The 23,714-nt window shown below is 61.9% G+C and carries 25 protein-coding genes and 1 tRNA gene; 15 read left to right on the forward strand and 11 right to left on the reverse strand.

All coding sequences use genetic code 11. The features are described from left to right. Positions 1 to 170 precede the first annotated feature (170 nt). Positions 171 to 530, reverse strand: a complete 360-nt coding sequence (locus Q1A71_RS18975; RefSeq protein WP_299680171.1) for a helix-turn-helix transcriptional regulator — start codon at positions 528 to 530, stop codon at positions 171 to 173. Positions 531 to 693: 163 nt separating this feature from the next. Here Q1A71_RS18975 and Q1A71_RS18980 point away from each other — a divergent pair, with 163 nt between their 5' ends. Both Q1A71_RS18980 and Q1A71_RS18985 read left to right on the forward strand, forming a co-directional pair. Beyond that, positions 694 to 1,617, forward strand: coding sequence for a LysR family transcriptional regulator (locus Q1A71_RS18980; protein ID WP_299680174.1), 924 nt, complete (start codon positions 694 to 696; stop codon positions 1,615 to 1,617). Positions 1,618 to 1,671: 54 nt separating this feature from the next. Then, positions 1,672 to 2,403, forward strand: a complete 732-nt coding sequence (locus Q1A71_RS18985) for a hypothetical protein (RefSeq protein WP_299680177.1) — start codon at positions 1,672 to 1,674, stop codon at positions 2,401 to 2,403. A 21-nt stretch (positions 2,404 to 2,424) separates the two neighbouring features. Here the strand turns inward: Q1A71_RS18985 and Q1A71_RS18990 are convergent, their stop codons facing one another. Continuing rightward, positions 2,425 to 4,023, reverse strand: coding sequence for a phosphoenolpyruvate carboxykinase (locus Q1A71_RS18990; protein ID WP_299680180.1), 1,599 nt, complete (start codon positions 4,021 to 4,023; stop codon positions 2,425 to 2,427). A gap of 320 nt (positions 4,024 to 4,343) precedes the next feature. On the opposite strand from Q1A71_RS18990, the gene Q1A71_RS18995 reads away from it, so the two are divergent. The 7 genes from Q1A71_RS18995 (at position 4,344) to Q1A71_RS19025 (ending at position 9,729) form a co-directional block, all read left to right on the forward strand. Next, positions 4,344 to 5,045 carry a response regulator transcription factor gene (locus Q1A71_RS18995; RefSeq protein WP_299680183.1) on the forward strand — a complete coding sequence of 234 codons (702 nt, stop codon included), beginning with the start codon at positions 4,344 to 4,346 and terminating at the stop codon, positions 5,043 to 5,045. Positions 5,046 to 5,053: 8 nt separating this feature from the next. After that, positions 5,054 to 6,775 carry a sensor histidine kinase gene (locus tag Q1A71_RS19000; protein WP_299680186.1) on the forward strand — a complete coding sequence of 574 codons (1,722 nt, stop codon included), beginning with the start codon at positions 5,054 to 5,056 and terminating at the stop codon, positions 6,773 to 6,775. A gap of 3 nt (positions 6,776 to 6,778) precedes the next feature. Beyond that, the gene (locus tag Q1A71_RS19005) at positions 6,779 to 7,237 is read left to right on the forward strand and encodes an HPr kinase/phosphatase C-terminal domain-containing protein (protein WP_299680189.1); all 459 of its coding nucleotides are present in this window, start codon (positions 6,779 to 6,781) and stop codon (positions 7,235 to 7,237) included. Continuing rightward, the gene (rapZ, locus tag Q1A71_RS19010) at positions 7,234 to 8,121 is read left to right on the forward strand and encodes an RNase adapter RapZ (protein WP_299680192.1); all 888 of its coding nucleotides are present in this window, start codon (positions 7,234 to 7,236) and stop codon (positions 8,119 to 8,121) included. The genes Q1A71_RS19005 and rapZ overlap by 4 nt, the downstream gene beginning before the upstream one ends. A gap of 4 nt (positions 8,122 to 8,125) precedes the next feature. Further along, a complete protein-coding gene (locus Q1A71_RS19015) occupies positions 8,126 to 8,530 on the forward strand; it encodes a PTS fructose transporter subunit IIA (RefSeq protein ID WP_299680196.1) in 405 nt (134 codons plus the stop codon). Positions 8,531 to 8,534: 4 nt separating this feature from the next. Then, positions 8,535 to 8,804 (forward strand): HPr family phosphocarrier protein, encoded by a 270-nt coding sequence (locus Q1A71_RS19020; protein ID WP_299680199.1) that lies wholly within the window; start codon positions 8,535 to 8,537, stop codon positions 8,802 to 8,804. A 70-nt stretch (positions 8,805 to 8,874) separates the two neighbouring features. Next, entirely contained in the window at positions 8,875 to 9,729 is an 855-nt protein-coding gene (locus tag Q1A71_RS19025; RefSeq protein ID WP_299680204.1) for a lysophospholipid acyltransferase family protein, read from the forward strand. A 4-nt stretch (positions 9,730 to 9,733) separates the two neighbouring features. Here the strand turns inward: Q1A71_RS19025 and Q1A71_RS19030 are convergent, their stop codons facing one another. Further along, complete coding sequence (locus Q1A71_RS19030; protein WP_299680207.1) at positions 9,734 to 10,609, reverse strand: 3-hydroxybutyryl-CoA dehydrogenase; 876 nt, start codon at positions 10,607 to 10,609, stop codon at positions 9,734 to 9,736. 157 nt (positions 10,610 to 10,766) lie between these two features. On the opposite strand from Q1A71_RS19030, the gene Q1A71_RS19035 reads away from it, so the two are divergent. After that, positions 10,767 to 11,603 carry a DUF6473 family protein gene (locus Q1A71_RS19035; protein ID WP_299680211.1) on the forward strand — a complete coding sequence of 279 codons (837 nt, stop codon included), beginning with the start codon at positions 10,767 to 10,769 and terminating at the stop codon, positions 11,601 to 11,603. Positions 11,604 to 11,661: 58 nt separating this feature from the next. On the opposite strand, the gene Q1A71_RS19040 is transcribed toward Q1A71_RS19035, so the two are convergent. From Q1A71_RS19040 to Q1A71_RS19065, 6 genes are all read right to left on the reverse strand, one after another. Continuing rightward, entirely contained in the window at positions 11,662 to 12,588 is a 927-nt protein-coding gene (locus Q1A71_RS19040; RefSeq protein WP_299680214.1) for an FAD-binding protein, read from the reverse strand. Next, positions 12,588 to 13,346 (reverse strand): electron transfer flavoprotein subunit beta/FixA family protein, encoded by a 759-nt coding sequence (locus Q1A71_RS19045; protein ID WP_299680217.1) that lies wholly within the window; start codon positions 13,344 to 13,346, stop codon positions 12,588 to 12,590. The genes Q1A71_RS19040 and Q1A71_RS19045 overlap by 1 nt, the downstream gene beginning before the upstream one ends. A gap of 355 nt (positions 13,347 to 13,701) precedes the next feature. After that, positions 13,702 to 14,274: a cob(I)yrinic acid a,c-diamide adenosyltransferase gene (locus tag Q1A71_RS19050; RefSeq protein WP_299680222.1), complete on the reverse strand. Its 573-nt coding sequence runs from the start codon at positions 14,272 to 14,274 to the stop codon at positions 13,702 to 13,704. Positions 14,275 to 14,279: 5 nt separating this feature from the next. Next, positions 14,280 to 14,483, reverse strand: coding sequence for a twin transmembrane helix small protein (locus Q1A71_RS19055; protein WP_299680226.1), 204 nt, complete (start codon positions 14,481 to 14,483; stop codon positions 14,280 to 14,282). Positions 14,484 to 14,563: 80 nt separating this feature from the next. After that, on the reverse strand, positions 14,564 to 15,394 hold the full coding sequence (locus tag Q1A71_RS19060) for an SDR family NAD(P)-dependent oxidoreductase (RefSeq protein WP_299680231.1): 831 nt from the start codon (positions 15,392 to 15,394) through the stop codon (positions 14,564 to 14,566). Positions 15,395 to 15,451: 57 nt separating this feature from the next. Next, on the reverse strand, positions 15,452 to 16,069 hold the full coding sequence (locus Q1A71_RS19065) for an SH3 domain-containing protein (RefSeq protein ID WP_299680235.1): 618 nt from the start codon (positions 16,067 to 16,069) through the stop codon (positions 15,452 to 15,454). 180 nt (positions 16,070 to 16,249) lie between these two features. Between Q1A71_RS19065 and parC the strand changes: the two genes are divergently transcribed. Continuing rightward, positions 16,250 to 18,553: a DNA topoisomerase IV subunit A gene (gene parC / locus Q1A71_RS19070; protein WP_299680240.1), complete on the forward strand. Its 2,304-nt coding sequence runs from the start codon at positions 16,250 to 16,252 to the stop codon at positions 18,551 to 18,553. 156 nt (positions 18,554 to 18,709) lie between these two features. On the opposite strand, the gene Q1A71_RS19075 is transcribed toward parC, so the two are convergent. Further along, a complete protein-coding gene (locus Q1A71_RS19075) occupies positions 18,710 to 20,086 on the reverse strand; it encodes a cytochrome P450 (protein ID WP_299680244.1) in 1,377 nt (458 codons plus the stop codon). A 114-nt stretch (positions 20,087 to 20,200) separates the two neighbouring features. Here Q1A71_RS19075 and Q1A71_RS19080 point away from each other — a divergent pair, with 114 nt between their 5' ends. Together Q1A71_RS19080 and tuf are read left to right on the forward strand one after the other, a co-directional pair. Next, positions 20,201 to 20,809, forward strand: coding sequence for a hypothetical protein (locus Q1A71_RS19080; protein WP_299680247.1), 609 nt, complete (start codon positions 20,201 to 20,203; stop codon positions 20,807 to 20,809). 108 nt (positions 20,810 to 20,917) lie between these two features. Then, a complete protein-coding gene (tuf, locus tag Q1A71_RS19085; protein WP_299680250.1) occupies positions 20,918 to 22,093 on the forward strand; it encodes an elongation factor Tu in 1,176 nt (391 codons plus the stop codon). A 200-nt stretch (positions 22,094 to 22,293) separates the two neighbouring features. On the opposite strand, the gene Q1A71_RS19090 is transcribed toward tuf, so the two are convergent. Further along, positions 22,294 to 22,437, reverse strand: coding sequence for a hypothetical protein (locus Q1A71_RS19090; RefSeq protein WP_299680253.1), 144 nt, complete (start codon positions 22,435 to 22,437; stop codon positions 22,294 to 22,296). 240 nt (positions 22,438 to 22,677) lie between these two features. Between Q1A71_RS19090 and Q1A71_RS19095 the strand changes: the two genes are divergently transcribed. Both Q1A71_RS19095 and Q1A71_RS19100 read left to right on the forward strand, forming a co-directional pair. Further along, positions 22,678 to 23,334, forward strand: coding sequence for a CatB-related O-acetyltransferase (locus tag Q1A71_RS19095; protein ID WP_299680256.1), 657 nt, complete (start codon positions 22,678 to 22,680; stop codon positions 23,332 to 23,334). Between the two features lie 80 nt (positions 23,335 to 23,414). Next, positions 23,415 to 23,490: transfer RNA gene (locus Q1A71_RS19100), tRNA-Trp, on the forward strand. Positions 23,491 to 23,714: the final 224 nt, after the last annotated feature.

The raw sequence follows: 23,714 nt of genomic DNA on the forward strand, positions 1-23,714 counted from the left end.
GCGCGACTTTGGAAACACTCTGTTGATGCGGGCCAATCCGCAACCTGAGCAAGAAAAAGCGCCGCTGGCGCGGCGCTGATCAGTCACAAACTCACTAACGATTCTCGGATTACCGGCGACGCATCGGAAGGCAGGCTATGCTGCCTACCGATGCGCCAGTCACCAGGGGCTCAGCCCTGACGTGCTACTGTCACGCCCGAAACATCTTCGATGAAGGTCACGATGCGTGTCTTGATGGTATCGTCTCGGATGGCAGCCAGCGCCGTAACGATCTCGAGGCTCGGATCCCGCCGGTCAGAAGCTTCTGCCGCCGTATCAAGACCTTCGAAGAAGTAAGACGTAGGAACGTCAAGGATGCGCGATAACTCGTAAAGTCTGCTGGCGGCGATTCGATTCGACCCGATTTCGTACTTCTGGATCTGCTGAAACGACAAATCCAACTCACGGGCGACGTCTGTCTGGGACAGGCGGCGCATCGTGCGAATCTGCTTCAGTTTGCGGCCAACGTGAACATCAACTGGATGGGACATAACTATTTAACACCTCTGGTTGTGACTGTTCACACTCTTTCCGGGAATCACCGACTCGTTCAATTGAGTACCTTTTTCATTTTTTTGACTAAAAATGTTCAGGTGATGGGTGATAGATGTTGCATTACTGGGTGATTAATTTACCATCGGTCGCATGAACCGAATGGTCGATCCGTCCGATACCTCCGAAGCGGTCAAGAAGTCCGCGGATTCTCATGGCCTGCTGCATGAGATGATCCGGTCGTTCACGACCCTGGCGCGGACGCTCAATCTCAGCCACGCGGTCAAGGAACTCGGAAGTACGCGGCAGACCGTGCGCCGCCATATCGCGCAGCTCGAAGAGGCGAAGGGCGAGGCGCTCTTTACCGTGGAGGACCGGCAGTACCGTCTCACCGAAGCGGGTGAGCGGGCGCTGCCCGAAGCCTTGGGAATCCTCGCCCGTGGCAATGCCTGGCTCAACAGCAACGTCGGCCATGTCCACGGCCTGCAGCTCTTCAGTTCGGTTCTGCCGGATGGGTGGTGCTTCTGGCAGCAACAGCATTCGCTGGGGCGCGTCTGGGACTCGCCCTCCTGTCTGCAACGCGAGACTTTGCGCAGCTGGGCGATGGCCGGCGGCGATATCGAATCGCCCCACATGGAGCACGTGCGCCCCTATCTCATCGTCTACCGCCACACGATTGCCGGTTGGATCTGTGTGGAGTTCGGCGAGGACTCCTTTTTTGTGAAATGGTTCGGATGGGCAAAGGCCCGCAGCAGCGTGGGGCGGTCGCTCGGGCGCATGCCGGGTGGGGACGACTTCGCGCGGATGCTGGATGAGCCCTTTCACGAGGTCCAGACGACGCAAAGTTTGCGCTTGGACCATGTGTACACGCTGGTCCCGTCCGAGGCCGACGGCACCCTGAAACCCGTAAACTATCAACGTCTAATGCTAGGAGGGCGATTCCCTGACGGCAGTCTGGCACTCTATTCCCTTGTCGAGCCTTCATCCGATATTGAGATATTTGGGCTCGATCATGGCAAGATTGTGCAACCTTCTGCCGAGATTATGGTAAAACTGGACCCCGCTGACGCAAAGTTCGAGCGTTAAGCGCATATTTAGTCTAACCTTTGCATGGGGATGCTCGTGCAAAGGAGTTTTGGCATGTCTTTTCAAAGTTTGAATGCGGGAACACAATTCGTGGCGACGAGTCGCGATATTCTTCATCAAAACCGCATTTCTGTCACGATTGGGTCAAATTTCCTCAAGTACCGGACGATGCTGAAGGAGGAGCGTCCGCAGCAGGTGCTTGGTGCCCCCTTTGATCCCGACGTGCACGACCTCACAGAGACGAACGCTTTCTGGCTCATCGCGCGCGATGCGGAGGGGATGCTGATGCACACGCAAGCCTCGCGGCTCATCGACCTGCAGGAGAAGACGCTGGGCGGGTACATGATCAAGCGGTTCCGCGACTTCCCGCCCGCGATACCGGATCTCGACCTGCGCCGCTCCCGGTTTCGGGCGAGCCCCGGCGCGAACCGCATCACCGGGCAGGTGGTCTATCATGGCGAGGTCTGGATGGGCGATACCGGCCGATATCGCGGCACGGGGCTGTCGACCGTCCTCGCGCGCTACGGCATCCACGAGGCGATGTGCCGGTGGAACCCCGACTACATCTTCGGCTTCATGGCGCGCACCGTCGCGTTCAAGGGCTTTGCCGAGCGCATGGGGTACATGCACAACGAGCCGGGCGCGCTGCGTTGGTATCGCGACGGCTCCGACAGGCCGCTGGAGGGCTTCCTGAGCTATCTGAGCAACGATGATACCCGTTACCTGCTGGAGATGCCGATCATCGACGTCGTCGACGTGCCACAGCCCGAACGGAAGGCCGCCTGATCACGCCCCGCGACGCGGCGATCAGCTGATCGCCGCTGCTTTCACATCGTCGTCGATGAACGGAAGATACTGCTCGAAGTTGTCCGAGAACATCTTCACCAGTTTCGCCGCCTGCCGGTCGTAGGCCTCGGCGTCGTCCCAGGTGCGTCGCGGGTCGAGCAGGATGGTCGGCACGCCTTTCACGTCGACCGGCACGTCAAAGCCGAAGTTCGGATCCTTGCGGAACGTGGCATCGGCCAGCGAACCGTCCAGTGCTGCGGTGAGCAGCCCCCGGGTGGCCTTGATCGGCATCCGCGAGCCGGTGCCATAGGCGCCGCCAGTCCAGCCTGTGTTCACCAGCCAGCAGGTCGCGCCATGGGTCGCGATCTTCTCGCGCAACAGGTTGCCGTAGACTTCGGGCCGCCGCGGCATGAAGGGCGCGCCGAAGCAGGTAGAGAACGTAGGCTCCGGCTCGGTCACGCCGCGCTCGGTGCCAGCGACCTTGGAGGTAAAGCCCGACAGGAAGTGATACATCGCCTGCGCCGGTGTCAGCCGCGAGATCGGCGGCAGCACGCCAAAGGCGTCACAGGTCAGCATGATGATGTTCTTGGGATGCCCGCCGCGCGCCGACGTGGAGGCATTCGAGATATAGTGCAGCGGGTAGGCGCAGCGCATGTTCGCGGTCAGGCTGTCATCCTCGAAATCCAGCTCTCGGGTCTCGTCATCAAAGATCATGTTCTCGATGACGGTGCCGAATTTCTCTGTCGTGGCATAGATTTCCGGCTCGGCATCCGGGCTCAGGCTGATGGTCTTGGCATAGCAGCCGCCCTCGAAATTGAAGGTGCCGGTGTCGGACCAGCCGTGCTCGTCATCGCCGATGAGCGTGCGCGCCGGGTCAGCTGAGAGGGTCGTCTTCCCGGTCCCGGACAAGCCGAAGAACACCGCTGTATCGACGGGATTGCCCGTCGCGTGATTGGCCGAGCAGTGCATCGGCATCACGCCCTTCTCGGGCAGCAGATAGTTCAGCAGCGTGAAGACGGATTTCTTGTTTTCGCCCGCGTACTCGGTGCCACCGATCAGGATCAGTCTTTTGTCGAAATTCATCGCGATCACGGTTTCCGACCGGCAATTGTGCTTGGCAGGGTCCGCCTGAAAGCTCGGGCAATTGATTACCGTGAAATCGGCGATGAAATCGTCCAGATCCTCGCGGTCCGGACGGCGGAGCATGTGGCGGATGAACAGCCCGTGCCAGGCGAGTTCGGTCACCATTCTGACGTTGATCGCGTGCTTCGGGTCAGCCCCGCCGGTCAGATCCTGAACGAAGTAGTCCCGGCCCTCCATATGCGCCAGCATATCCGCATGCAGCGCATCGAAGCCCTCGGGAGACATCGCGGCATTGTTCTCCCACCAGATCGTGTCGGCCACGCTCTCGGTCTTGACCACATGCTTGTCTTTGGGAGAGCGGCCGGTGAATTTCCCGGTCGATACCAGGAACGCACCTCCCTTGCCGAGGCGGCCCTCGCCTCGTGTCAGCGCCTGTTCGATGAGGTCCGGCTCGATCAGGTTGTAGTAGACGGTGCCCACCCCCTTGATCCCTTGATCTTCGAGCGTGAAGTCCGGGTTTACCCGTCCATGTGTCATCCGTCGTCTCCTGTTTCGGCGCCGCGCATCTCGGCGCTGACGCCACATAGCATGACGTTTTTGTTGTTGAACAGGCGCCTGTCGGCAGTTAGCGCCACCATTGCAAAGTTTGTCTAGGCTGCCCGCCGACCGCTCGGAGTTGGACAGCATTGTTGTCCAAATGAGGGCGACTTCGTGCAGCAATTTAGCCATTCGTAATCAAATTGTGACCCAACTGTCCGGGTGCGCTGTGCTGATTCGCACGTGAGCATTGGTTCGGAAGGTCGCAAATGGCGTGGACCTGAAAAATCACAGAGCAGGGCAGTACAAGGAAACGGGTCATGTCTAAAATTGCATTGGTGGATGACGACAGGAACATCCTGACCTCGGTGTCTATGACGCTCGAAGCCGAGGGCTTCGAGGTGGAAACGTATAACGACGGGCAAGCCGCACTGGACGCCTTCAACAAGAAGCTGCCGGATATGGCGGTCCTCGACATCAAGATGCCCCGCATGGACGGAATGGATCTGCTCCAGCGCCTGCGTCAGAAAACCGCCATGCCGGTGATCTTCCTGACGTCGAAAGATGATGAGATCGACGAAGTTCTGGGGCTGCGCATGGGCGCGGACGATTACGTCAAGAAACCCTTCTCCCAGCGCCTTCTTGTGGAGCGCATCAGGGCCCTCCTGCGCCGTCAGGATGCAGTGGCGGGTGATGTTGTGGCCGACAGCGAAGAGACCAAGGTGATGGAGCGTGGCGATCTGCGCATGGATCCGCTGCGCCACGCTGTCAGCTGGAAAGGCAAGGACGTCTCGTTGACCGTGACCGAGTTCCTGTTGCTACAGGCCCTGGCGCAGCGCCCGGGCTTCGTCAAATCACGCGATCAGTTGATGGACGTTGCCTATGACGATCAGGTCTACGTGGACGACCGCACAATCGACAGCCATATCAAACGGTTGCGCAAGAAGATGCGGACTGCTGACGAAGAGTTCTCGGCGATTGAGACACTCTACGGCATAGGATACCGATACAACGAAGATTGAGTAACGCGATGGCTCTGGCCGAGAGGACCTTTGTGCGGGATATGATCCCGCCGCCGTCGCAGGAGGGTGATACCGCTGCGGGCGACGAGCGCGCGGCCTCTCCCGACACGGCCGATGATGACCAGCACGCGCCTCGGGAGCGGCGGGGCCTCATGTCCTTGCGTGCCTCTCCGATCACCAGAAAGATCGTGACGTTCAATGTCATCGCGCTCTGTGTGCTGGTGACAGGCATTCTCAACCTCAACTCGTCGCGGGACAGTCTCGCCCTGCAGCGCGCGGCCTCGCTGCTGTCCGAGGCGGAACTGATCGCGGACGTGATCGAGGCGAAGCTGCCCACCGGCGCCCCCGTCAACCTGGCAACAGGCGATGGGATCGACATGCCCAGCACTCTGGCGGAGCTTGATCTTCGCAACGGTGTCGATGTCTTTGTCTATGACCGTTCGGAAGTGCTCGTGGCAAACATCGAGGGTCAGCTGCCGACCCGGCCACAGGGCCGCGGCCTCGGCGACAAGACCTATCTGACCGACGGGTTGAACTGGCTTTGGACGACGATTTCCGCGCCCTTCGCCGAGCCACGACCCGCCGATACGACGCCGTTGAGCGAAAAGCTGAAGCCGTTGATCAACAGCAGCCTCATCGAAGGCACGCAGATCCGAAACGAATTGGATATTGTTGGCGGCAAGCTTTTCACCGTGATCACGCCGATCCTGCAGAACGGTCAGGCGATCGGCGTGGTGGCGGTGGCCACTGCCGCCGGAGAGATCGACCACCTCGTGCGCATTGGGCACGAACGTGTTTTGCAGATGTTCGTGATCGCCATCTTGGTGTCGGTTGGTTTGAGCCTCGTGCTCGCCTCGACCATCGCCAATCCGCTCGCAGAGCTCTCCGCCGCCGCGGAACTCGGTCGGGACAAAAACGCACGCAAGATGAATTCGGGGCGTATTCGGATCCCGGATCTGACCGCGCGGCCGGACGAGATCGGGCGGTTGAGCGGCGCGCTGCGGGGTATGATTTCGGCGCTCTACAACCGGATCGACGGCAACGAGCAATTTGCGGCTGATGTCGCTCATGAGATCAAGAACCCGCTGGCGTCGCTGCGCTCTGCCGTCGGTACGCTGCGCATGGTCAAACGCGACGATCAGCGCAACAAGCTGCTCGATGTGATCGATCACGATGTCCGGCGGCTAGATCGTCTGGTCAGCGATATCTCGAATGCTTCGCGGCTCGACAGCGAGCTGGTGAAAGAAGAGGAAGAGCCGTTCGATGTGCTGGCCACGCTGACCAATCTCAGCCAGTATCTGGGCGAAGAGGCACGTGCCAAGGGGATTGATTTTATCACTGATCTGCCCAACATGCCGATCACCGTCTATGGGCTCGAGGCCCGTCTGGCGCAGGTGTTTGTCAATCTGATCACCAATGCGATCTCCTTCTGCGATGAGGGTGATGCCATTCGCCTTTGGGCGCGCAAAAAGGAGAACCGGGTCTTGATCGTTGTGGAAGACACCGGCCCGGGTATTCCGGATCAGGCCCTGGCCAAGATTTTCAGGCGCTTCTATTCCCAGCGCCCGGACGAGCACTTCGGAAACAACTCCGGCCTGGGGCTGGCGATCTCCAAGCAGATTGTCGAGGCACATGGCGGCGTGATCTGGGCCGAGAACATCCGACCGACCGAGGCGGACATCACCTCCGACCCGCTCGGCGCGCGGTTTGTGGTGGGCCTGCCGATCTAGAGCATGATGGGGAATCCGGCAGACGGCGCATCGGCGCCAGCAGAGGCGACCCTTCACGCAACAACCGTCGCGGTGGAGGGGCAGGCGGCCTTGATTGTCGGCGCGGCAGGTCAGGGCAAATCGACTCTGGCTTTGCAAATGATGGCTCTCGGAGCGGCGCTGGTCTCTGATGACCGCACGCATCTGACCCGGGATGGGGACACGCTCTGGGCCAGCGCGCCCGCCCCGATCTCCGGCCTCATCGAGGCGCGCGGCGTCGGTCTTTTGAATGCGGACGTGGTCGCGCGCGCGCAGGTCGTCCTCGTCATCGACATGGACCGCCTCGAAACCGACCGCCTCCCGACGCGTCACACCCGCATTGTGGCAGGCGTCAGCCTGCCCTGTCTTCACAAAGTGGACAGCAACGGTTTCCCTGCGGCGGTTTTGCAATACTTGAAGGCGGGAAGAAGAGACCCGTCATGACCGACCCCGAACCGACCGCGCGCAGGATTGTTTTCGTCACCGGACCGTCCGGCGCAGGGCGGTCCAGCGCGCTCAATGTGCTGGAGGACGCGGGGTTCGAGGCGGTGGACAACCTTCCGCTGCGTCTCTTGTCCGGTCTGCTCGAGGACCCGGGCGCGGACCGCCCCCTTGCTCTTGGGATCGATCCCCGCAACAGGGATTTCTCGACCAATACGATCATTGATGTGCTGGGCCGTCTCACAGGAGTTCCGGGACTTGCGCCGGAGCTGTTGTATCTCGATTGCAGCACCGAGGTGCTGCTGCGCCGGTTCTCCGAAACCCGCCGCCGACATCCGCTGGCACCGGATGATCGGCCCTCCGATGGGATTATCCGCGAACTTGAAATGCTCGAGCCTCTGCGGTCCCGAGCGGATGTCCTGATCGACACCAGCGATCTGAACGTGCACCAATTGCGCGCGGAGGTCGAACATTGGTTCGCGCTCGGCGGTCAACGGAGCCTGGCCGTCTCGGTTCAATCCTTTTCCTACAAGCGTGGTCTGCCGCGCAGTGTCGACATGGTGTTTGACTGCCGGTTCCTGGCCAATCCCTACTGGGTGCCCCACCTGCGGGCACTTGACGGGACGACCGAGGCTGTCGCCGAGCACGTCACCGCAGATCCCAACTTCGCGCCTTTCGAAACCAAGGTTCTCGATCTTTGTGTGCTGCTGCTGCCCGCTTATCGCGATGAGGGAAAGTCTTACCTCTCAATCGCCTTTGGGTGTACGGGCGGCAAACATCGCTCAGTTGTGATGGCTGAAAGGCATGCTTTGCGCCTTGCGGAGCACGGCTGGCAGGTGTCAATAAGACATCGGGAGTTGGATCTGCGTAAAAAGGAAGAGGCGTGAGCCGGTGATCGGTATCGTGATCGTTGCCCACGGTGGGCTGGCCAGGGAGTATTTGGCCGCAGTCGAGCATGTGGTGGGTCTGCAACCCGGCATACGTGCCATCTCCATCGACGCTGATCATGACCGTGCCGCCAAGGAGCGTGAAATCTGCGACGCCGCGAATGAGGTCGATACCGGCAGCGGTGTGGTCGTCGTGACCGACCTCTATGGCGGATCGCCCTCCAACCTCAGCCTGCTGGCCTGCCGCCCCGGCAACCGCCGGATCCTCTATGGCGCGAACCTGCCGATGTTGATCAAACTGGCGAAAAGTCGGCAGAAGCCGGTTCCGGACGCGGTGCGGCTGGCGTTGGAAGCCGGAAAAAAGTACATCGACAGCCAGAACGTAAGTCCCGAGCAAGATACCCGATAACACAATGACTGAATGCACCCTAGAGATCGTGAACGAGAAGGGGCTTCACGCCCGCGCGTCGGCCAAACTCGTCGAGGTCGTGGAAGGTTTCGATGCCAGCGCGGAGGTGTCGAAAGACGGTCAGTCCGCCTCGGGCGACAGTATTATGGGACTTTTGATGTTGGCAGCGTCCAAGGGAAGCTTTATTGACATTCGGACCTCCGGACCCGATGCTGAAGCGCTTGCGGAAGCGCTGACGGCTCTGGTGGCCAACAAATTCGGCGAAGGCCAGTAGAGAAACGACGCGGTCAGAGAGCTGCAAAACGGGATAACAGGTCTTGGTAGAAAGCTCGCAAGACATCGACGTGCCCACGAGGGCGGCGGAACCGGTCAATTTCACCAAATATGACCGCCGCAGCCTCTCCTACGCCTCGACCTTCGAGGACCCCTGGAAATCCACCGTCATCCGTATCATCGAGGCGCTGACCGGCAAGCTGACGATCCTGCGGCTGGTGCGCAAGTTCGAACGGCGCGGTGCGCCGCAGGGGCAGGCCTTCTGGCGCGCGGCCCTGGATGTGATGGGCATCGACCTGCTGACCCCCGAACACCAGCTCGCGCGCATCCCGAAGACCGGCCCGGTCATCGTGGTGTCCAACCATCCGCATGGAATGGTCGATGGCATGATCTTCGCGGATCTGATCGGTCGCGTGCGGCCCGACTACCGCATCCTTACGCGCTCGCTGCTCACGGTGATTGATGAGGTGGCGGGCTCCTACATGATCCCGGTGCCTTTCCCGCATGACCCCGATGCGCAGCGCAAGGGTGTCGAGATGCGCGCCAAGGCCATGCAGCACCTGAAGGACGGGGGCGTGGTCGCGCTCTTCCCCTCGGGTGGTGTCGCGGCGTCGGAGACGTTCTTCGGCCCCGCAGTGGAGGGCGAGTGGAATGTCTTCACCGCCAAACTGATCCGCCGCTCCGGCGCGACGGTTGTGCCGATCAAGTTCCCGGGCCAGAATTCACGCGCCTATCAGATCGCCAACAAGCTCTCTCCGATCCTGCGACAGGGGTTGCTGCTGCACGAGATCGTGCATTCGCTGAACAAATCCCAGGCCCCGATCGTCGGACATCCGCTGGAGATGGACGAGGTGCGCAAATGGGATGACGATCCGCGGGGTTTCATGGCGTGGCTGCGCGACCATACCCTGGCGCTCAAAGACTGAGGGACTAGCGGGTCGGCACCGGCGTTTCACCGCGATAATCGTAGAACCCCCGCTCTGTCTTGCGCCCCAGCCAGCCCGCTTCCACATACTTGGTCAGCAGCGGGCAGGGCCGGTATTTTGTGTCCGCCAGCCCGTCGTGCAGCACGTTCATGATCGCAAGGCAGGTGTCCAGCCCGATGAAGTCTGCCAGCTCCAGCGGCCCCATCGGATGGTTCGCCCCTAGTTTCATGGAACTGTCGATGGACTGCACGCTGCCCACCCCTTCATAGAGCGTATAGACCGCTTCATTGATCATCGGCATCAGGATCCGGTTCACGATGAAGGCGGGGAAATCCTCGGCGGATGCGGCTGTCTTTCCAAGGCGATCCACCACGTTCTTGCAGGCTGTATAGGTGGCCTCGTCGGTCGCAATCCCCCGGATCAGTTCCACCAACTGCATCACCGGCACCGGGTTCATGAAGTGGAACCCCATGAATTTTTCGGGCCGGTCGGTGCGGCTTGCCAACCGGGTGATGGAGATGGACGAGGTGTTCGAGGTCAGGATGGTATGCGGCTGCAAATGCGGGACGAGATCTTCGAAAATCGCCTGCTTGACGGCTTCGCGTTCGGTTGCGGCTTCGATGATCAAATCGGCCTGGCCAAGCTCGGTCAGCGTTTGCGTGGTCTTGATCCGACCCAGCGCCGCCGCCTGATCGTCTTCCGTGATCTTGCCGCGGCTGACCTGCCGCGCCATGTTCGTTTCCATCAGCTGCAGCGCTGCGTCGAGCGCGTCCTCGCTGATGTCATTGAGCAGCACATCGTACCCGGCCAGCGACATCACATGCGCGATCCCGTTGCCCATCTGCCCTGCGCCCACAATCCCGATTGCCTTGATGTCCAACGGTCACCCCTTTTCGATTTGAGGCACCTTAGGGTGCAGTGAGGGCCTGCTGCAAGGCCAGGTGTCGTTTAAAATACGGCTCAAAATGGCAGTTTAAGGGAATCTAAGGGGACCCCGTGCAAACTCGTCTTCGGGTGAGATTTTGAAGGTGGGTTTTATGACCTATGACGTACTGGGGGCGGGGGCTCTCGACTATGTGCCGTGCCGATATGGCCGGTCCAAACTGCTGTTCCGTGGCCCGGAGCGGCGCCTCGATGCGCCCTATGTGGCGTTCTTGGGCGGCACCGCAACCTATGGAAAATTCATAAAAAATCCATTTCCCGCACTTGTTGAGAGTGGTCTGGGAGTGAACTGCATCAACTTCGGCATCGCGAATGCGGGTGTGGATGTCCTGCTGAACGACGGCTTTCTCTGCGACGCCTGTTGCCGGGCGGATGCCACGGTGGTCCAGATCATCGGCGCGCAGAACCTGTCGAATCGCTTCTACACCGTGCATCCACGCCGGAATGATCGCTTCGTGACGGCCTCCAACCTGTTGACCTCAATTTATCCGGAGGTCGACTTTGCCGAATTTCATTTCAACAAGCATATGTTGAGCCGGCTCTACAATGTGTCGCAAGAGCGCTTTGTGGCGGTGCGCAATGAGGTGCAGACCGCCTGGCTTGCCCGGATGAAGCTGCTGCTGAAGAAAGTCACCGGCAAGGTCGTTCTGGTCTGGTTCGCCGATCACGGGCCCTTGCCCGAGGAGAAGCAGTGCATAGATCCAGCGACCGCACGGTCGCCACTGTTCATCACACGTGAGATGATCGATGATCTGGTCTCCCACGCCGCTGCCTATGCAGAGGTTGTCGTGACACCCGAGGCAATGGCCGCGGGCACGGAGGGCATGGTGTTCAGCCAGATGGAGGCCATGGCTGCGGCCGAGATGCTGGGGCCCAGGGCGCATGCGGAGCTGTCGCAAAAACTCGGCCCCATCTTACAGGACCTGGTATGAGAAAGGGCCGCGTGTTGCAGCACGCGGCCCTTCCGGCGGTTTCATCCTGCAGCGGGGATCAGAGCTTCTCGATCAGCTCCGGCACCGCGGTGAAGAGATCCGCGACCAGACCGTAGTCCGCCACCTGGAAGATCGGCGCTTCCTCATCCTTGTTGATGGCGACGATGATCTTGCTGTCCTTCATGCCGGCCAGGTGCTGGATCGCACCGGAAATACCCACCGCGACGTAGAGATCGGGCGCAACGACCTTGCCGGTCTGGCCCACTTGCCAGTCGTTCGGCGCATACCCTGAGTCGACCGCCGCACGGGATGCGCCGACAGCAGCACCCAGCTTGTCGGCCAGCTTCTCGATCAGCGCAAAATCGTCTTCGGAGCCGACGCCGCGTCCACCGGAGACCACCACGCCCGCAGATGTCAGTTCGGGGCGGTCGCTTTCGGCCACCTTGTCCTCGACCCATTCGCTGAGGCCTGGGTTGTCGGCCGCCGAGATGGTCTCAACGGGTGCCGCCCCGCCTTCGCCTGCGGCGTCAAACGTCGACGTCCTGAACGTCACGACCTTTTTCGCATCGGCGGACTTTACGGTCTGGACCGCGTTGCCCGCATAGATCGGGCGCTCGAAGGTGTTGCCATCGACCACGCCGGAGGCATCCGAGATCACCATCACGTCAAGCAGGGCCGCAACGCGCGGCATCACGTTCTTGGCGTCCGTGGTCGCAGGGGCGACGATGTGCTCGTAGTCACCTGACAACGACACGATCAGTGCCGCCGTGGATTCCGCAAGGCGGTGGCCGAGGGTCGCGTCTTCGGCGACCAGCACTTTGCTCACGCCGTCGATCTTGGCGGCCGCTTCGCCCGCCGCTGCGGCAGAGCCGCCTGCCGCCAGCACGGTCACATCGCCCAGCATCTTGGCGGCTGTCACCGCCTTCGAGGTGGCGTCCATGGACAGTTCGCCATCGGTCACTTCTGCAAGGAGTAGAACAGCCATTACACAGCCCCCGCTTCTTTGAGTTTCGAAACCAGTTCCTCGACAGAACCCACCTTGATCCCTGCGGCGCGGGCTTCCGGCTCCACCGTCTTCACGATTTCCAGCCGCGGGGTTACGTCAACGCCGTAGTCGGCGGCTGTTTTCTCGTCGAGCGGCTTCTTCTTCGCCTTCATGATGTTGGGCAGCGAGGCATAGCGCGGCTCATTCAGGCGCAAATCGACCGTGATGACGGTCGGCATCGTGACCTTGATGGTTTGCATCCCGCCATCCACTTCGCGGCTCACCACCGCGTGATCGCCCTCAATGGCCATCTCGGAGGCGAACGTCGCCTGGCTCCAGCCCATCAGCGCCGACAGCATCTGGCCGGTGGCGTTCATGTCATTGTCGATCGCCTGCTTGCCGCAGAGCACGAGGCCCGGCTGCTCCTCGTCGACAATCGCCTTGAGGATTTTCGCCACTGTCAGCGGTTCGATGTCCTGATGCACATCATCGGCAGCGACAACCAGAATGGCGCGGTCGGCGCCCATCGCCAGTGCAGTGCGCAGGGTTTCCTGGCTTTGCTTGACGCCAATAGAGACGACGACAACCTCGTCGGCCTGCCCCGCTTCCTTCAGCCGAATGGCCTGTTCGACGGAAATCTCGTCAAACGGGTTCATCGACATTTTCACGTTGGCGAGATCAACCCCCGATCCGTCCGCTTTCACGCGCACCTTCACGTTGTAGTCGATCACGCGTTTGACAGGTACCAGAACCTTCATTGGCGTCTCTCTCCTTGGATATGCGACTCACACTCCCGTTGAGCCTTTCGTTCTCTGACCGGTGGTTTACCCAAGCTGGCACGCATGAAACAGTGTAAAATCGTCACGCCTGCGTGCAGGAACGCCGCGTTTTTGCCGATTTTCACCGATCAGGGCAAAGATTTCCGATAGGCTGCGGCGTATCCCACCTCAATGCCGCCGACGACTGCTATGTCGTAATCCATATGCCGGGAGGCGGTCCCGGTGGCGGTCCGGCATGCCCGCAGAGCCGTACTCGTTCCGTGATAAGGACTTCGCCAGGCCGTAGTCGCCGTCTGTAAGGTCGCCGACGGTCCTACCGTATATGCCGCCGCTTTCAGCGGTTCGCGCCCGGAACCCACAAGACGTCGTCTTTGCCGCTGTTGTTGGCCATGCGCGCGGCAACGAAGAACCAGTCGCTCAACCGGTTGAGGTATTTCACCGCCGCCGGATTGATCGCTTCCATCGTGGCCAGTTCCACGCACAACCGCTCTGCCCGGCGCGAGACGGTCCGGCACACGTGCAGATGAGCGGCAAGCGCCGAACCCCCAGGCAGAATGAAGCTGCGCAGCGGGTCCAGCTCCGCATTCATGACGTCGATCTCCGCCTCCAGCCGCGCCACCTGCTCCTTCACCATCCGCAACGGGGGATACTCCGCGTTCGCGTCCTGCTCCATGTCCGGGCGGCAGAGATCTGCGCCAAGGTCAAAGAGGTCATTCTGAATCCGGCTCAGCGCCTCATCGGTTGCGTCCGACGCCTCCAGCCGCGCCACACCGACGAAAGAATTCAACTCATCGGATGTGCCATAGGCCGACACGCGCAGCGCATGTTTGGCGACCCGCGTACCATTGCCAAGGGCGGTCTCCCCCGCATCGCCGGTCTTGGTATAAATCTTGTTCAGCACGACCATTGTACTCAGCCTCCCTTTTGACGCAGGAAGACATACAGGACGATGAGAACGACGGCGACGAATTGCGCGGCGATCCGGTAGCGCATCAGCTTGTTGGAGTTTTTCTTGTTGAACTCACCGCCCCCGGCAAAGCCGCCCAGCCCCAGCATCAGAACGACGACAACGGCCAGACAGGCCAGAATGATCAGCACGAATAATGGGTCACCCACGGAATATTCCTTTCTGTGTCAGCCGCACATGTAGCTGGGTCCGCTCAAAAGGCGAACCGGTTTTCCAGACCACGGCGCACTCAGCCGCGCGACAACACCCAGTCGAGCGCGCGGGTCGGCAACACCCTGCGCAGCGCGCCCATGATGTGGGTCGGTGTCGTCACATAATAGCGCGGTTGCGGGCGCGGCGCCTCACAGGCGTGGATCAGCTTTTCCAATACGGCCGTGGCAGGCAGTTCGAAGCGGTCCGGTCCACGGTCTTCGTAGAGGCGCGTGTTCAGGCCGGATTCATACTCCGCACGACGCGCTGAGCCGCGCCAATCCACCCAGCGCTCGAAATGCGGAATGGAGTTTTGCCGGATCTTTGAGGTGACGGGGCCGGGTTCGATCAGGCTGACATGGATCGGTGTATCGCGCATCTCGAGCCGCAGTGTATCGGTGAGCCCCTCAAGCGCGTATTTTGTCGCATTGTAGGCACCGCGCCAAGGCAGGGTGATAAACCCCAGAACGGAGGAGCATTGGATGATCCGCCCGTGCCCCTGCTGGCGCATCACCGGGATCGCGGCGCGTGTCAGGTGGTGCCAGCCGAAGAAGTTCGCCTCGAAGATCGCACGCAGCGCGTCGGTGGGCAGATCCTCCACAGCGCCGGGCGTGCCATGCGCACCGTTGTTGAATAGCGCGTCCAGCGTGCCTCCGGTGGCCTCGAGAACTTCGGCCAATCCGGCGTTGATGGTCGCCTCATCCGTGTAGTCGATCAGCGGGCTCTCGAACCCTTCGGCTTTCAACCGCGCACAGTCGTCGGGCTTGCGGCAGGCCGCAAAGACCCGCCACCCACGTGCGCGCATCCCCACGGCCGCGCAGTACCCGATGCCCGACGAGCACCCGGTAATAAGAATAGATCGGTCTGCCATGGCCTGCCTCTCGTCTGCCCGCACCAGCAATGGCGAGGCAGACCCCGCTGCGCAAGCCTATCCGCTGGTCAGCAGGAAGTCTGCGATCCACCCTTCCGGGCCACCATCGACGGGGCGCAGCTTGACCCAGCCGGAGCCATCGTCCTGCAAAACCTCGACACGGGTGTCGCGTTGCAGCTGGGTCACCACGTCAAACCGCGTGCCGGGCCCACCCCGCATGTTCACGCGGTCCGCACTCACCGATCTGAGATCTCGGGGGTCCGCTGCCGCGTTGACCGCATCGGACGAGGCCCGCGCGGTACTTCCGGGGAAGATCAGGCTGGGCAGCACCACGTCCTCGTCGCGCGTGAAGGTGACAGGCGTTACGGATGCGACCTCGGGTTGGGGCGCAATGGTTGGCGTCGGCTCCGCTGTGGTGCTGTCCTGGCGCTCCAGCACATCGCCAAGTGATGTCAGGTTCAGCGAGACCTGCGTGACCTCAGGCCGTGCGTCGGCTTGCACAAATTCAATGGTATCGCCTGCGTCAGGATTTGACGGTCCGGCGTTCAGATCGACACCGCTGCGCGCCAGTACCGCTTCATTGCGCGCCGCAATGGGGTCGAAATCCGACCCGCCGCTGAGCTCGTAAAAGGCAAGCCCCAGAAATGCAAAACTCAACACAATGAATCGCTTCATATCGATACCCTCGTTACCCGTGGTAACAGTCTAACACATTTCGGCGCCTTTTGGGTCCATAGCAATCGAAATTGGTTTCCGTCAGGGAGAATTTCCTTATGGCTGCGTCATCGCTACGTGTTGCCGGGCGGACACGACATCGCGCTTGTTCGGCTGCACGCCGGAGGCTACACAGCCTCAATGGCCGACGATCTCGACACTCCTGATACGCCCCCCGCCGATCTGTCCGAACCTTTGCGTCGGGCCCTGGGCGAGCGCTATCTGACCTATGCGCTCAGCACGATCATGCACCGCGCGTTGCCGGATGCGCGGGACGGTCTGAAACCGGTGCACCGCCGCATCCTCTATGCGATGCGTGAGCTGCGGTTGAGTTCCACGGGAGGCTACCGCAAGTCCGCCAAGATCTCCGGCGATGTGATGGGCAACTATCATCCGCATGGGGACGCGGCGATTTACGATGCGATGGCCCGGCTCGCGCAGGATTTCAACGTGCGCTACCCGCTCGTGGACGGGCAGGGAAACTTCGGCAACATCGACGGCGATAACCCCGCCGCCAGCCGCTACACCGAGGCGCGGATGACCGCTGTCGCCGAGGCGATGCTGGAGGGGCTCAACGAAAACGCCGTCGATTTCCGCGAGAACTACGATGGCACCCTGACCGAACCTGTGGTGCTGCCCGCGCAGTTCCCCAACCTGCTGGCCAATGGCTCCAGCGGTATTGCCGTGGGCATGGCGACGAATATCCCGCCGCACAACATTGCCGAGCTCTGCGACGCCTGCATTCACCTGATCAAGAGCCCCGATGCGCGGGACGACACGCTGCTGAAATACGTGCCGGGCCCGGACTTTCCGACCGGAGGCGTGCTGGTCGAACCACCTGAGAATATCGCGACGGCCTATCGCACCGGGCGCGGCTCCTTCCGGCTGCGCTGCAAGTGGGAGGTCGAGGATCTGGGCCGCGGGCAGTGGCAGATCGTCGTCACCGAGATCCCCTATCAGGTGCAGAAATCCAAGCTGATCGAGAAGATCGCGGAACTGATCCAGACCAAAAAAATCCCGATTTTGGCCGATGTGCGTGACGAATCCGCCGAGGATGTGCGCATGATCATCGAGCCGCGCTCGCGCTCGGTGGATGCCGAGGTGCTGATGGGCATGCTCTTCCGCACCTGCGATCTGGAGGTGCGGTTTTCGCTCAACATGAACGTGCTGATCGACGGGGTTACGCCCAAGGTCTGCTCCATGAAGGAAGTGCTGCGCGCCTTCCTCGACCACCGGCAGGAGGTGCTGCTGCGCCGCGCGCGGCACCGGCTGGAGAAGATCGACCACCGCCTCGAAGTGCTCGAAGGTTTCATCGTCGCCTTCCTGAACCTCGACCGGGTGATCGACATCATCCGCTATGATGACGACCCCAAAGCGGCGCTGATGCGCGAGGATTGGGGCAAGACACATGTGCGCGCCACCGATGAGAAAGACTATGTCTCGCCAGCGCCCGGCGAAGGCGAGCTGAGCGAGGTTCAGGCTGAAGCGATCCTCAACATGCGCCTGCGCTCGCTGCGCCGTCTCGAAGAGATGGAGCTTCTGCGCGAGCAATCGGATCTCATGGAGGAGCGGGCGCATCTGGAAGACTTGCTCGAAAACCCCGGCCTGCAGTGGGAGACAATCACCACCCAGCTGCGCGAGACCAAGAAACAGTTCGGAAAGGATCACGAGGGCGGCGCGCGGCGCACCCTGATCGAAGAGGCCGCCGAGATCGAGGAGGTGCCCATTGAGGCCATGATCGACCGCGAGCCGATCACGGTCGTCTGCTCGCAGATGGGCTGGGTGCGTGCCATGACCGGGCATATCGACCTCACGCGCGAGCTCAAGTTCAAGGATGGCGACGGGCCACGCTTCATCTTCCATGCAGAGACGACAGATCGGCTGCTGGTCTTTGGATCGAACGGGCGGTTCTACACGGTCTCGGCCTCGAACCTGCCGGGCGGGCGCGGTATGGGCGAGCCGCTGCGCCTGATGGTCGATCTGCCCAACGAGGCCGAGATCGTGACGATCTTCAGCCATCAGGCCGGGCGCAAATTGCTGGTGGCCTCCGATGCGGGCGATGGGTTTGTGGTGCCCGAGGACGACGTCGTGGCGCAGACCCGCAGCGGCAAACAGGTGTTGAACGTGCGCGGGGACACGCGCGCGCTCGTCTGCAAAGCCGTGACCGGCGATAGCGTGGCAGTTGTCGGCGAGAACCGGAAGGTTCTGGTCTTCGGTCTGGATGAGTTGCCCGAGATGGGCCGCGGCAAGGGCGTGCGGCTGCAGCGATACAAAGATGGCGGGATGTCGGATGCAACGACCTTCACGCGGGCGGAGGGCCTGAGCTGGCTCGATCCGGCCGGCCGGACCAGGACCGAAACCGCGCTCGCCGAATGGATCGGTAAGCGCGCCAGCGCGGGGCGCATGGCGCCCCGCGGCTTCCCGCGCGACAACCGGTTCACCTAGCTGAGCGGGCAGGGCGCTGATGAGCCCACGGTTGCCATAAGGGGGCGCCCGCCGCAGGGCTGGGTGCATGCACCCAGCCCTGCGGCGGGCGTTGCCCGGCGGGTTCCGCCGGGCGGCCCAGCGGCCATGGTTGGTCCAATGACTTTGATCGCTGCTCTAAACTGGCTCGGCCATCAGCCACACGCCGCCTTCGGGCCGCAGGGTCAGGATCATCACGGGTTTCGGATCGCGCCCGGGCACCGGCACAAAGCGGAAACGGGACAGAAGGGTGGCCAGGATGATCACCGCCTCCTGCAAGGCAAAGGATGCGCCAATGCAGATGCGCGGGCCGTCTCCGAACGGCAGGTAGGCATAGCGGTCAATCGCTTTGCGGTCAGCAAAGCGCTCGGGCCGGAAGCTGTCGGGCGCGTCCCAGAGCAGCGCGTGCCGCCCGAGCGCATAGATCGGGATCATCACGGTATCGCCGGGCCGGATGTCGGCGCCATTCAGATCATCCGCCTTTTGCGCAGTCCGCGAGACCACGCCGGCCGGAGGGTAGAGCCGCAGCGCCTCGTCTATGACCTGCCGAACGAAGGGCAGGCGATCTACGTCCTCACCCGTCGCGGCGCGGCCTCCCAGCACCGCCTGCACTTCGGCGCGGGCCCGCTCCTGAACGTCCTGATCGAAGGCGCAGAGATAGAAGGACCACGCCAGCGACAGCGCCGTGGTCTCATGCCCTGCGACGATGAAAGTCAGGAGGTTGTCGCGCAGCTCACCGGTTGTCAGACGTCGCTTGCTCTTGGGGTCCTCGCCCGCCAGCAGCAGATCGAGAAAGTCCGGCACCGGACCGGGGCCCCGGGTTGCCCGCGCCTCGATGGCGGCATCCGCGCTGCGCCGCATCTCGGCCATCGACTGTGCCGACCACAGCCGCGCCGGCCGCGGCAGCCAGTCCGGCGCACCCAGCACGTCGAGCAGCGACACGCGGCCTGCATCGGCCACGTAGTCCTCGATGGCACGATGGATCTCACCGCGATCAAAACTGCCGTCATCGCTGAACGTCACGTCCGCGATCACGTCGAAGGTCGCTGCGATCATCTCGTCGAGCAGGTTCACCGCGCGGCGCCCGGCACCCGCAATCCGCTCCGCACTGCGCTCGGCTGCCGCCGTCATGATGGGCGCCAGATTGCGCACGTTGCGGTGCGAAAATGCAGGGGCGGCAAGCCGCCGTTGCCAGCGCCACTGCGCGCCTTCGGCGATGAAAAGCGAGTCGCCCACCGCCGGTCGCAGCAAGTTCTTGGTGACAACCGATTTCGGATAATCCTCCACCCGGTCGAGCAGCATCTGCCGGATCGACGGCGGGTGCATGATCATATGCCAGCGTCGCGCGGTGCGGCCCGACAGGACGGGCTCCCGTGTCGCGATCTCGGGAATGATGTTGAGGATATTCTCCTGCATCAGGCTGAAGCTGCGGAGGATGCCGAGCTCCTCGCGCACCAGGGGCACGCGGACGGGCAGGCGGGGCGCGCCGGGCTGCGAGATCTTGCGCTGTTCCATGGATCAGAGGTAGCGCAGGCCCCGCGGTGGTCCACCGATCTGGGCACCGGTGGATTGCGTGCCAGACCGGCTTGAGCTAGGCATATCACAACAAGAACACCAACGGGGTGCAGCATGATCAGGCGAATTTTGCTCCTATTGGCGGGTCTCTCCCTCGCCGCCTGTACTGGCGCGCGCGATCTCGACGCGCCCCTGGTGCCGCTGGGCGACTTCAGTCTCGGACATAACGTGGTTGTGGCGCCAAAGGTCCAGACCACTGCAACGGTCAGTCGCGAAGTGCCGAAGGAGCAGCTGACCGAGGCGCTGCAAACCGCAATTGCCGAGCGGTTTGATCGCTATGAGGGCGCGAAGGACTATCACTTCGGTGTCAGCATCGAGGGCTATGTGCTGGCCAAGAGGGGCGTGCCGGTTGTCGCGGCACCCAAATCCGCGATGATCATCCGCCTGACCGTCTGGGACGATGCAAAGGGCGTGAAGCTCAACGACGAACCGGAGCAGCTCACAGTGCTTGAGACATTGGACGGTGCAAGCATCGTCGGCACCGGCTGGAGCCAGTCGGCCGAGACACAGCTTCTGAACCTCTCCCGCAATGTCGCCCAGAAGATCGAGGACTACCTCGTCAAGAAAAACGCGGAGGAGGGCTGGTTCGACAGGGGGGCGGACAATGCCGCGCCGGCGGCGTCACAGGGCATAGACGAGAGTGCGGTCGCCGAGGCGGGCTAGGCCTCCTTGCGGTTGTGCTTGATTTTCCCGCAGCTTCGCAATACATCGCGCGCCATGTGAAAAATGGGTCCGCACAGACCCCCTGGAAACAAAAGGGCGCCTCTTACCATGGCAAAGGAAAAGTTTGAACGTACGAAGCCGCATGTGAACATTGGCACGATTGGTCACGTTGACCACGGCAAGACGACGTTGACGGCTGCGATCACGAAGTATTTCGGCGACTTCAAGGCGTACGACCAGATTGACGGCGCGCCCGAAGAGAAAGCCCGCGGCATCACCATTTCCACCGCCCACGTGGAGTATGAGACCGACGCGCGGCACTATGCCCACGTCGACTGCCCCGGCCACGCCGACTACGTCAAGAACATGATCACCGGGGCGGCGCAGATGGACGGCGCGATCCTGGTGGTGAACGCCGCCGACGGCCCGATGCCGCAGACGCGCGAGCACATCCTGCTCGGCCGTCAGGTGGGCATCCCCACCATGGTCGTCTTCATGAACAAGGTCGACCAGGTCGACGACGAGGAGCTGCTGGAGCTCGTCGAGATGGAAATCCGCGAGCTGCTGTCCTCCTACGAGTACCCCGGCGACGATATTCCGATCGTTGCGGGCTCGGCGCTGGCGGCGATGGAGGGCAACAAGCCCGAGATCGGCGAAGAGAAGATCCGCGAGCTGATGGCGGCTGTGGACGAGTGGATCCCGACGCCCGAGCGCGCCATCGACCAGCCCTTCCTGATGCCGGTGGAAGACGTATTCTCGATCTCCGGCCGCGGCACCGTTGTGACCGGTCGTGTCGAGCGTGGCGTGATCAACGTGGGCGACGAGATCGAGATCGTCGGCATCCGCGACACCAAGAAGACCACCTGCACCGGCGTGGAAATGTTCCGCAAGCTCTTGGACCGTGGTGAAGCGGGCGACAACATCGGCGCGCTGCTGCGCGGCATCGACCGCGACGGCGTTGAGCGGGGCCAGGTGCTCTGCAAGCCGGGTTCGGTGACGCCGCACACCAAGTTCGAGGCCGAGGCCTATATCCTGACCAAAGAGGAAGGGGGCCGTCACACGCCGTTCTTCGCGAACTACCGCCCGCAGTTCTACTTCCGCACGACGGATGTGACCGGCACGGTGCAGCTGAACGAGGGCACGGAGATGGTGATGCCGGGCGACAACGTGTCGTTTGGCGTTGAGCTGATCGCGCCGATTGCGATGGAAAACGGCCTGCGCTTCGCGATCCGCGAGGGTGGCCGCACCGTCGGCGCTGGCGTGGTCTCCAAGATTACCGAGTAATCGCGGAAACAACGCCAGTGAGCGTCACCTGCGGCAGGTGATCCAAAGGATCAATGAGAGCAGAGACGCAGCACCCGGGTCAGTCCTATATAACGGAAAAGAGCCACCGGCAGACCGGTGGCTCTTTTTGCGTGCAACACTCCCGAGGCTGAGGGCTGCACCAGGTCCCGATGATGTCCGGCATCGGGGGGCCTGCTAGCTCAATATCGCCCCACACCCGGCGCACTCATCACCTGAACCGCGTCATCCGTTTCTGCCGGCACGCCGCTCAGAGGATAGGTTGCCTGGCTCGCACAGCCCGCGAGAATGATCGCGGTCCCTGCGATGAACGAGATGAACTTCATATGCATTGTCTTGGCCTTTAAAAATGTGGTGCCGGTAATGCGTCCGGCTGGTTCTCAAAATCTCGGCAGCTACCCAAACACTGATCACTCAACACGCTGCTTGAGCCCTTTTTGCCGCAAGACCGCCCCGCTTTCAGTGAAGCGGATCACATTGGGCGAAACTTTTTCTTCAGTTTTCGATTTTCTTTGTCTGGCGCTTCGATAGAAGAGCCGCGACAGAGGACTTGCAGGAGTGTGCCGATGCCGTTTCCATCACCCGATACCGTGCATCCGGTGACTTTTCCTGACGGCACGCGCCTGCCCAACAACGTCTTTCTCAAGGCGGTGGTCGATCATCCGCGGATCGAAGTCGGAGAATACACCTACGCCAATGATTTCGATCCGCCGGAAGATCCGTCGGCCTGGGCGGCGCGCCTCGCGCCCTACCTCTTCCCCACATCGCAGGACCGGCTGATCATCGGCAAATTCGGCCAAATCGCGCACGGCGTGCGCTTTATCACCCACAGCGCCAATCACGATATGCGGGGCATCTCGACCTTTCCCTTTGCCATTCACGATCCGGAGCGATTCCTCGACTATCCCAACACGCTGCCACGGGGTCGGGACACGGTTATCGGTCATGACGTCTGGATCGGAGCAGAGGCCCGCATTCTGCCGGGTGCGCAGATCGGCAGTGGCGTGATCGTCGGCACCTGCGCCGTGGTCGGCGGCACGATTCCGGACTACAGCGTGGTGGTCGGCAACCCCGGACGCGTAATCCGCAGCCGGTTCGACCCCGAAACCGTGCAGCGCTTGCTGCAGATCGCCTGGTGGACCTGGCCGATTGAGAAGATTCTGGCGCATGAGGCGCAGATCGTGGGGGCAGATATCGCGGCCCTGGAGGCCATTGCGGGATAGCCCTCGCGTGTTTTTCGGCCATGCGCCGTGCGATCCCTCTTGAACCTGAGGGCGTTTCCGACTAGGCCAAGCACCGGCATAGGGGTTTAGCTCAGTTGGTAGAGCATCGGTCTCCAAAACCGAGGGTCGTGGGTTCGAGTCCCTCAGCCCCTGCCATCCACTTCCGGCGGTTTTCTCAGATCAGGTCGGCGCGGCAAATGCCGTGGCACCTGTCAGGCGAGTTCGGCCGCCCCAAGCGGCGTGACTGAAGCGGTCGCGACTTGTCTCGCACCGGGCCGAAGTGGACACCCCATGAACCGTGCGCCCTCGCACGCGGCCTCGCTGCGGGTCTCAACACGGGCCTGGACTTTAGTCATGCCGGTTGCAGCGTCTGAGCAGAG

Origin of the sequence: uncultured Roseobacter sp. (genome assembly GCF_947493125.1) — a bacterium.
Taxonomy (GTDB): domain Bacteria; phylum Pseudomonadota; class Alphaproteobacteria; order Rhodobacterales; family Rhodobacteraceae; genus Roseobacter.

Coding starts and splice junctions, on each gene's coding strand:
- Q1A71_RS18975 (WP_299680171.1), bottom strand. CDS start 530: ATGTCCCATCCAGTTGATGTTCACGTTGGCCGCAAACTGAAGCAGATT.
- Q1A71_RS18980 (WP_299680174.1), top strand. CDS start 694: ATGGTCGATCCGTCCGATACCTCCGAAGCGGTCAAGAAGTCCGCGGAT.
- Q1A71_RS18985 (WP_299680177.1), top strand. CDS start 1,672: ATGTCTTTTCAAAGTTTGAATGCGGGAACACAATTCGTGGCGACGAGT.
- Q1A71_RS18990 (WP_299680180.1), bottom strand. CDS start 4,023: ATGACACATGGACGGGTAAACCCGGACTTCACGCTCGAAGATCAAGGG.
- Q1A71_RS18995 (WP_299680183.1), top strand. CDS start 4,344: ATGTCTAAAATTGCATTGGTGGATGACGACAGGAACATCCTGACCTCG.
- Q1A71_RS19000 (WP_299680186.1), top strand. CDS start 5,054: ATGGCTCTGGCCGAGAGGACCTTTGTGCGGGATATGATCCCGCCGCCG.
- Q1A71_RS19005 (WP_299680189.1), top strand. CDS start 6,779: ATGATGGGGAATCCGGCAGACGGCGCATCGGCGCCAGCAGAGGCGACC.
- rapZ (WP_299680192.1), top strand. CDS start 7,234: ATGACCGACCCCGAACCGACCGCGCGCAGGATTGTTTTCGTCACCGGA.
- Q1A71_RS19020 (WP_299680199.1), top strand. CDS start 8,535: ATGACTGAATGCACCCTAGAGATCGTGAACGAGAAGGGGCTTCACGCC.
- Q1A71_RS19035 (WP_299680211.1), top strand. CDS start 10,767: ATGACCTATGACGTACTGGGGGCGGGGGCTCTCGACTATGTGCCGTGC.
- Q1A71_RS19040 (WP_299680214.1), bottom strand. CDS start 12,588: ATGGCTGTTCTACTCCTTGCAGAAGTGACCGATGGCGAACTGTCCATG.
- Q1A71_RS19045 (WP_299680217.1), bottom strand. CDS start 13,346: ATGAAGGTTCTGGTACCTGTCAAACGCGTGATCGACTACAACGTGAAG.
- Q1A71_RS19050 (WP_299680222.1), bottom strand. CDS start 14,274: ATGGTCGTGCTGAACAAGATTTATACCAAGACCGGCGATGCGGGGGAG.
- Q1A71_RS19060 (WP_299680231.1), bottom strand. CDS start 15,394: ATGGCAGACCGATCTATTCTTATTACCGGGTGCTCGTCGGGCATCGGG.
- Q1A71_RS19065 (WP_299680235.1), bottom strand. CDS start 16,069: ATGAAGCGATTCATTGTGTTGAGTTTTGCATTTCTGGGGCTTGCCTTT.
- parC (WP_299680240.1), top strand. CDS start 16,250: ATGGCCGACGATCTCGACACTCCTGATACGCCCCCCGCCGATCTGTCC.
- Q1A71_RS19075 (WP_299680244.1), bottom strand. CDS start 20,086: ATGGAACAGCGCAAGATCTCGCAGCCCGGCGCGCCCCGCCTGCCCGTC.
- Q1A71_RS19080 (WP_299680247.1), top strand. CDS start 20,201: ATGATCAGGCGAATTTTGCTCCTATTGGCGGGTCTCTCCCTCGCCGCC.
- tuf (WP_299680250.1), top strand. CDS start 20,918: ATGGCAAAGGAAAAGTTTGAACGTACGAAGCCGCATGTGAACATTGGC.
- Q1A71_RS19090 (WP_299680253.1), bottom strand. CDS start 22,437: ATGAAGTTCATCTCGTTCATCGCAGGGACCGCGATCATTCTCGCGGGC.
- Q1A71_RS19095 (WP_299680256.1), top strand. CDS start 22,678: ATGCCGTTTCCATCACCCGATACCGTGCATCCGGTGACTTTTCCTGAC.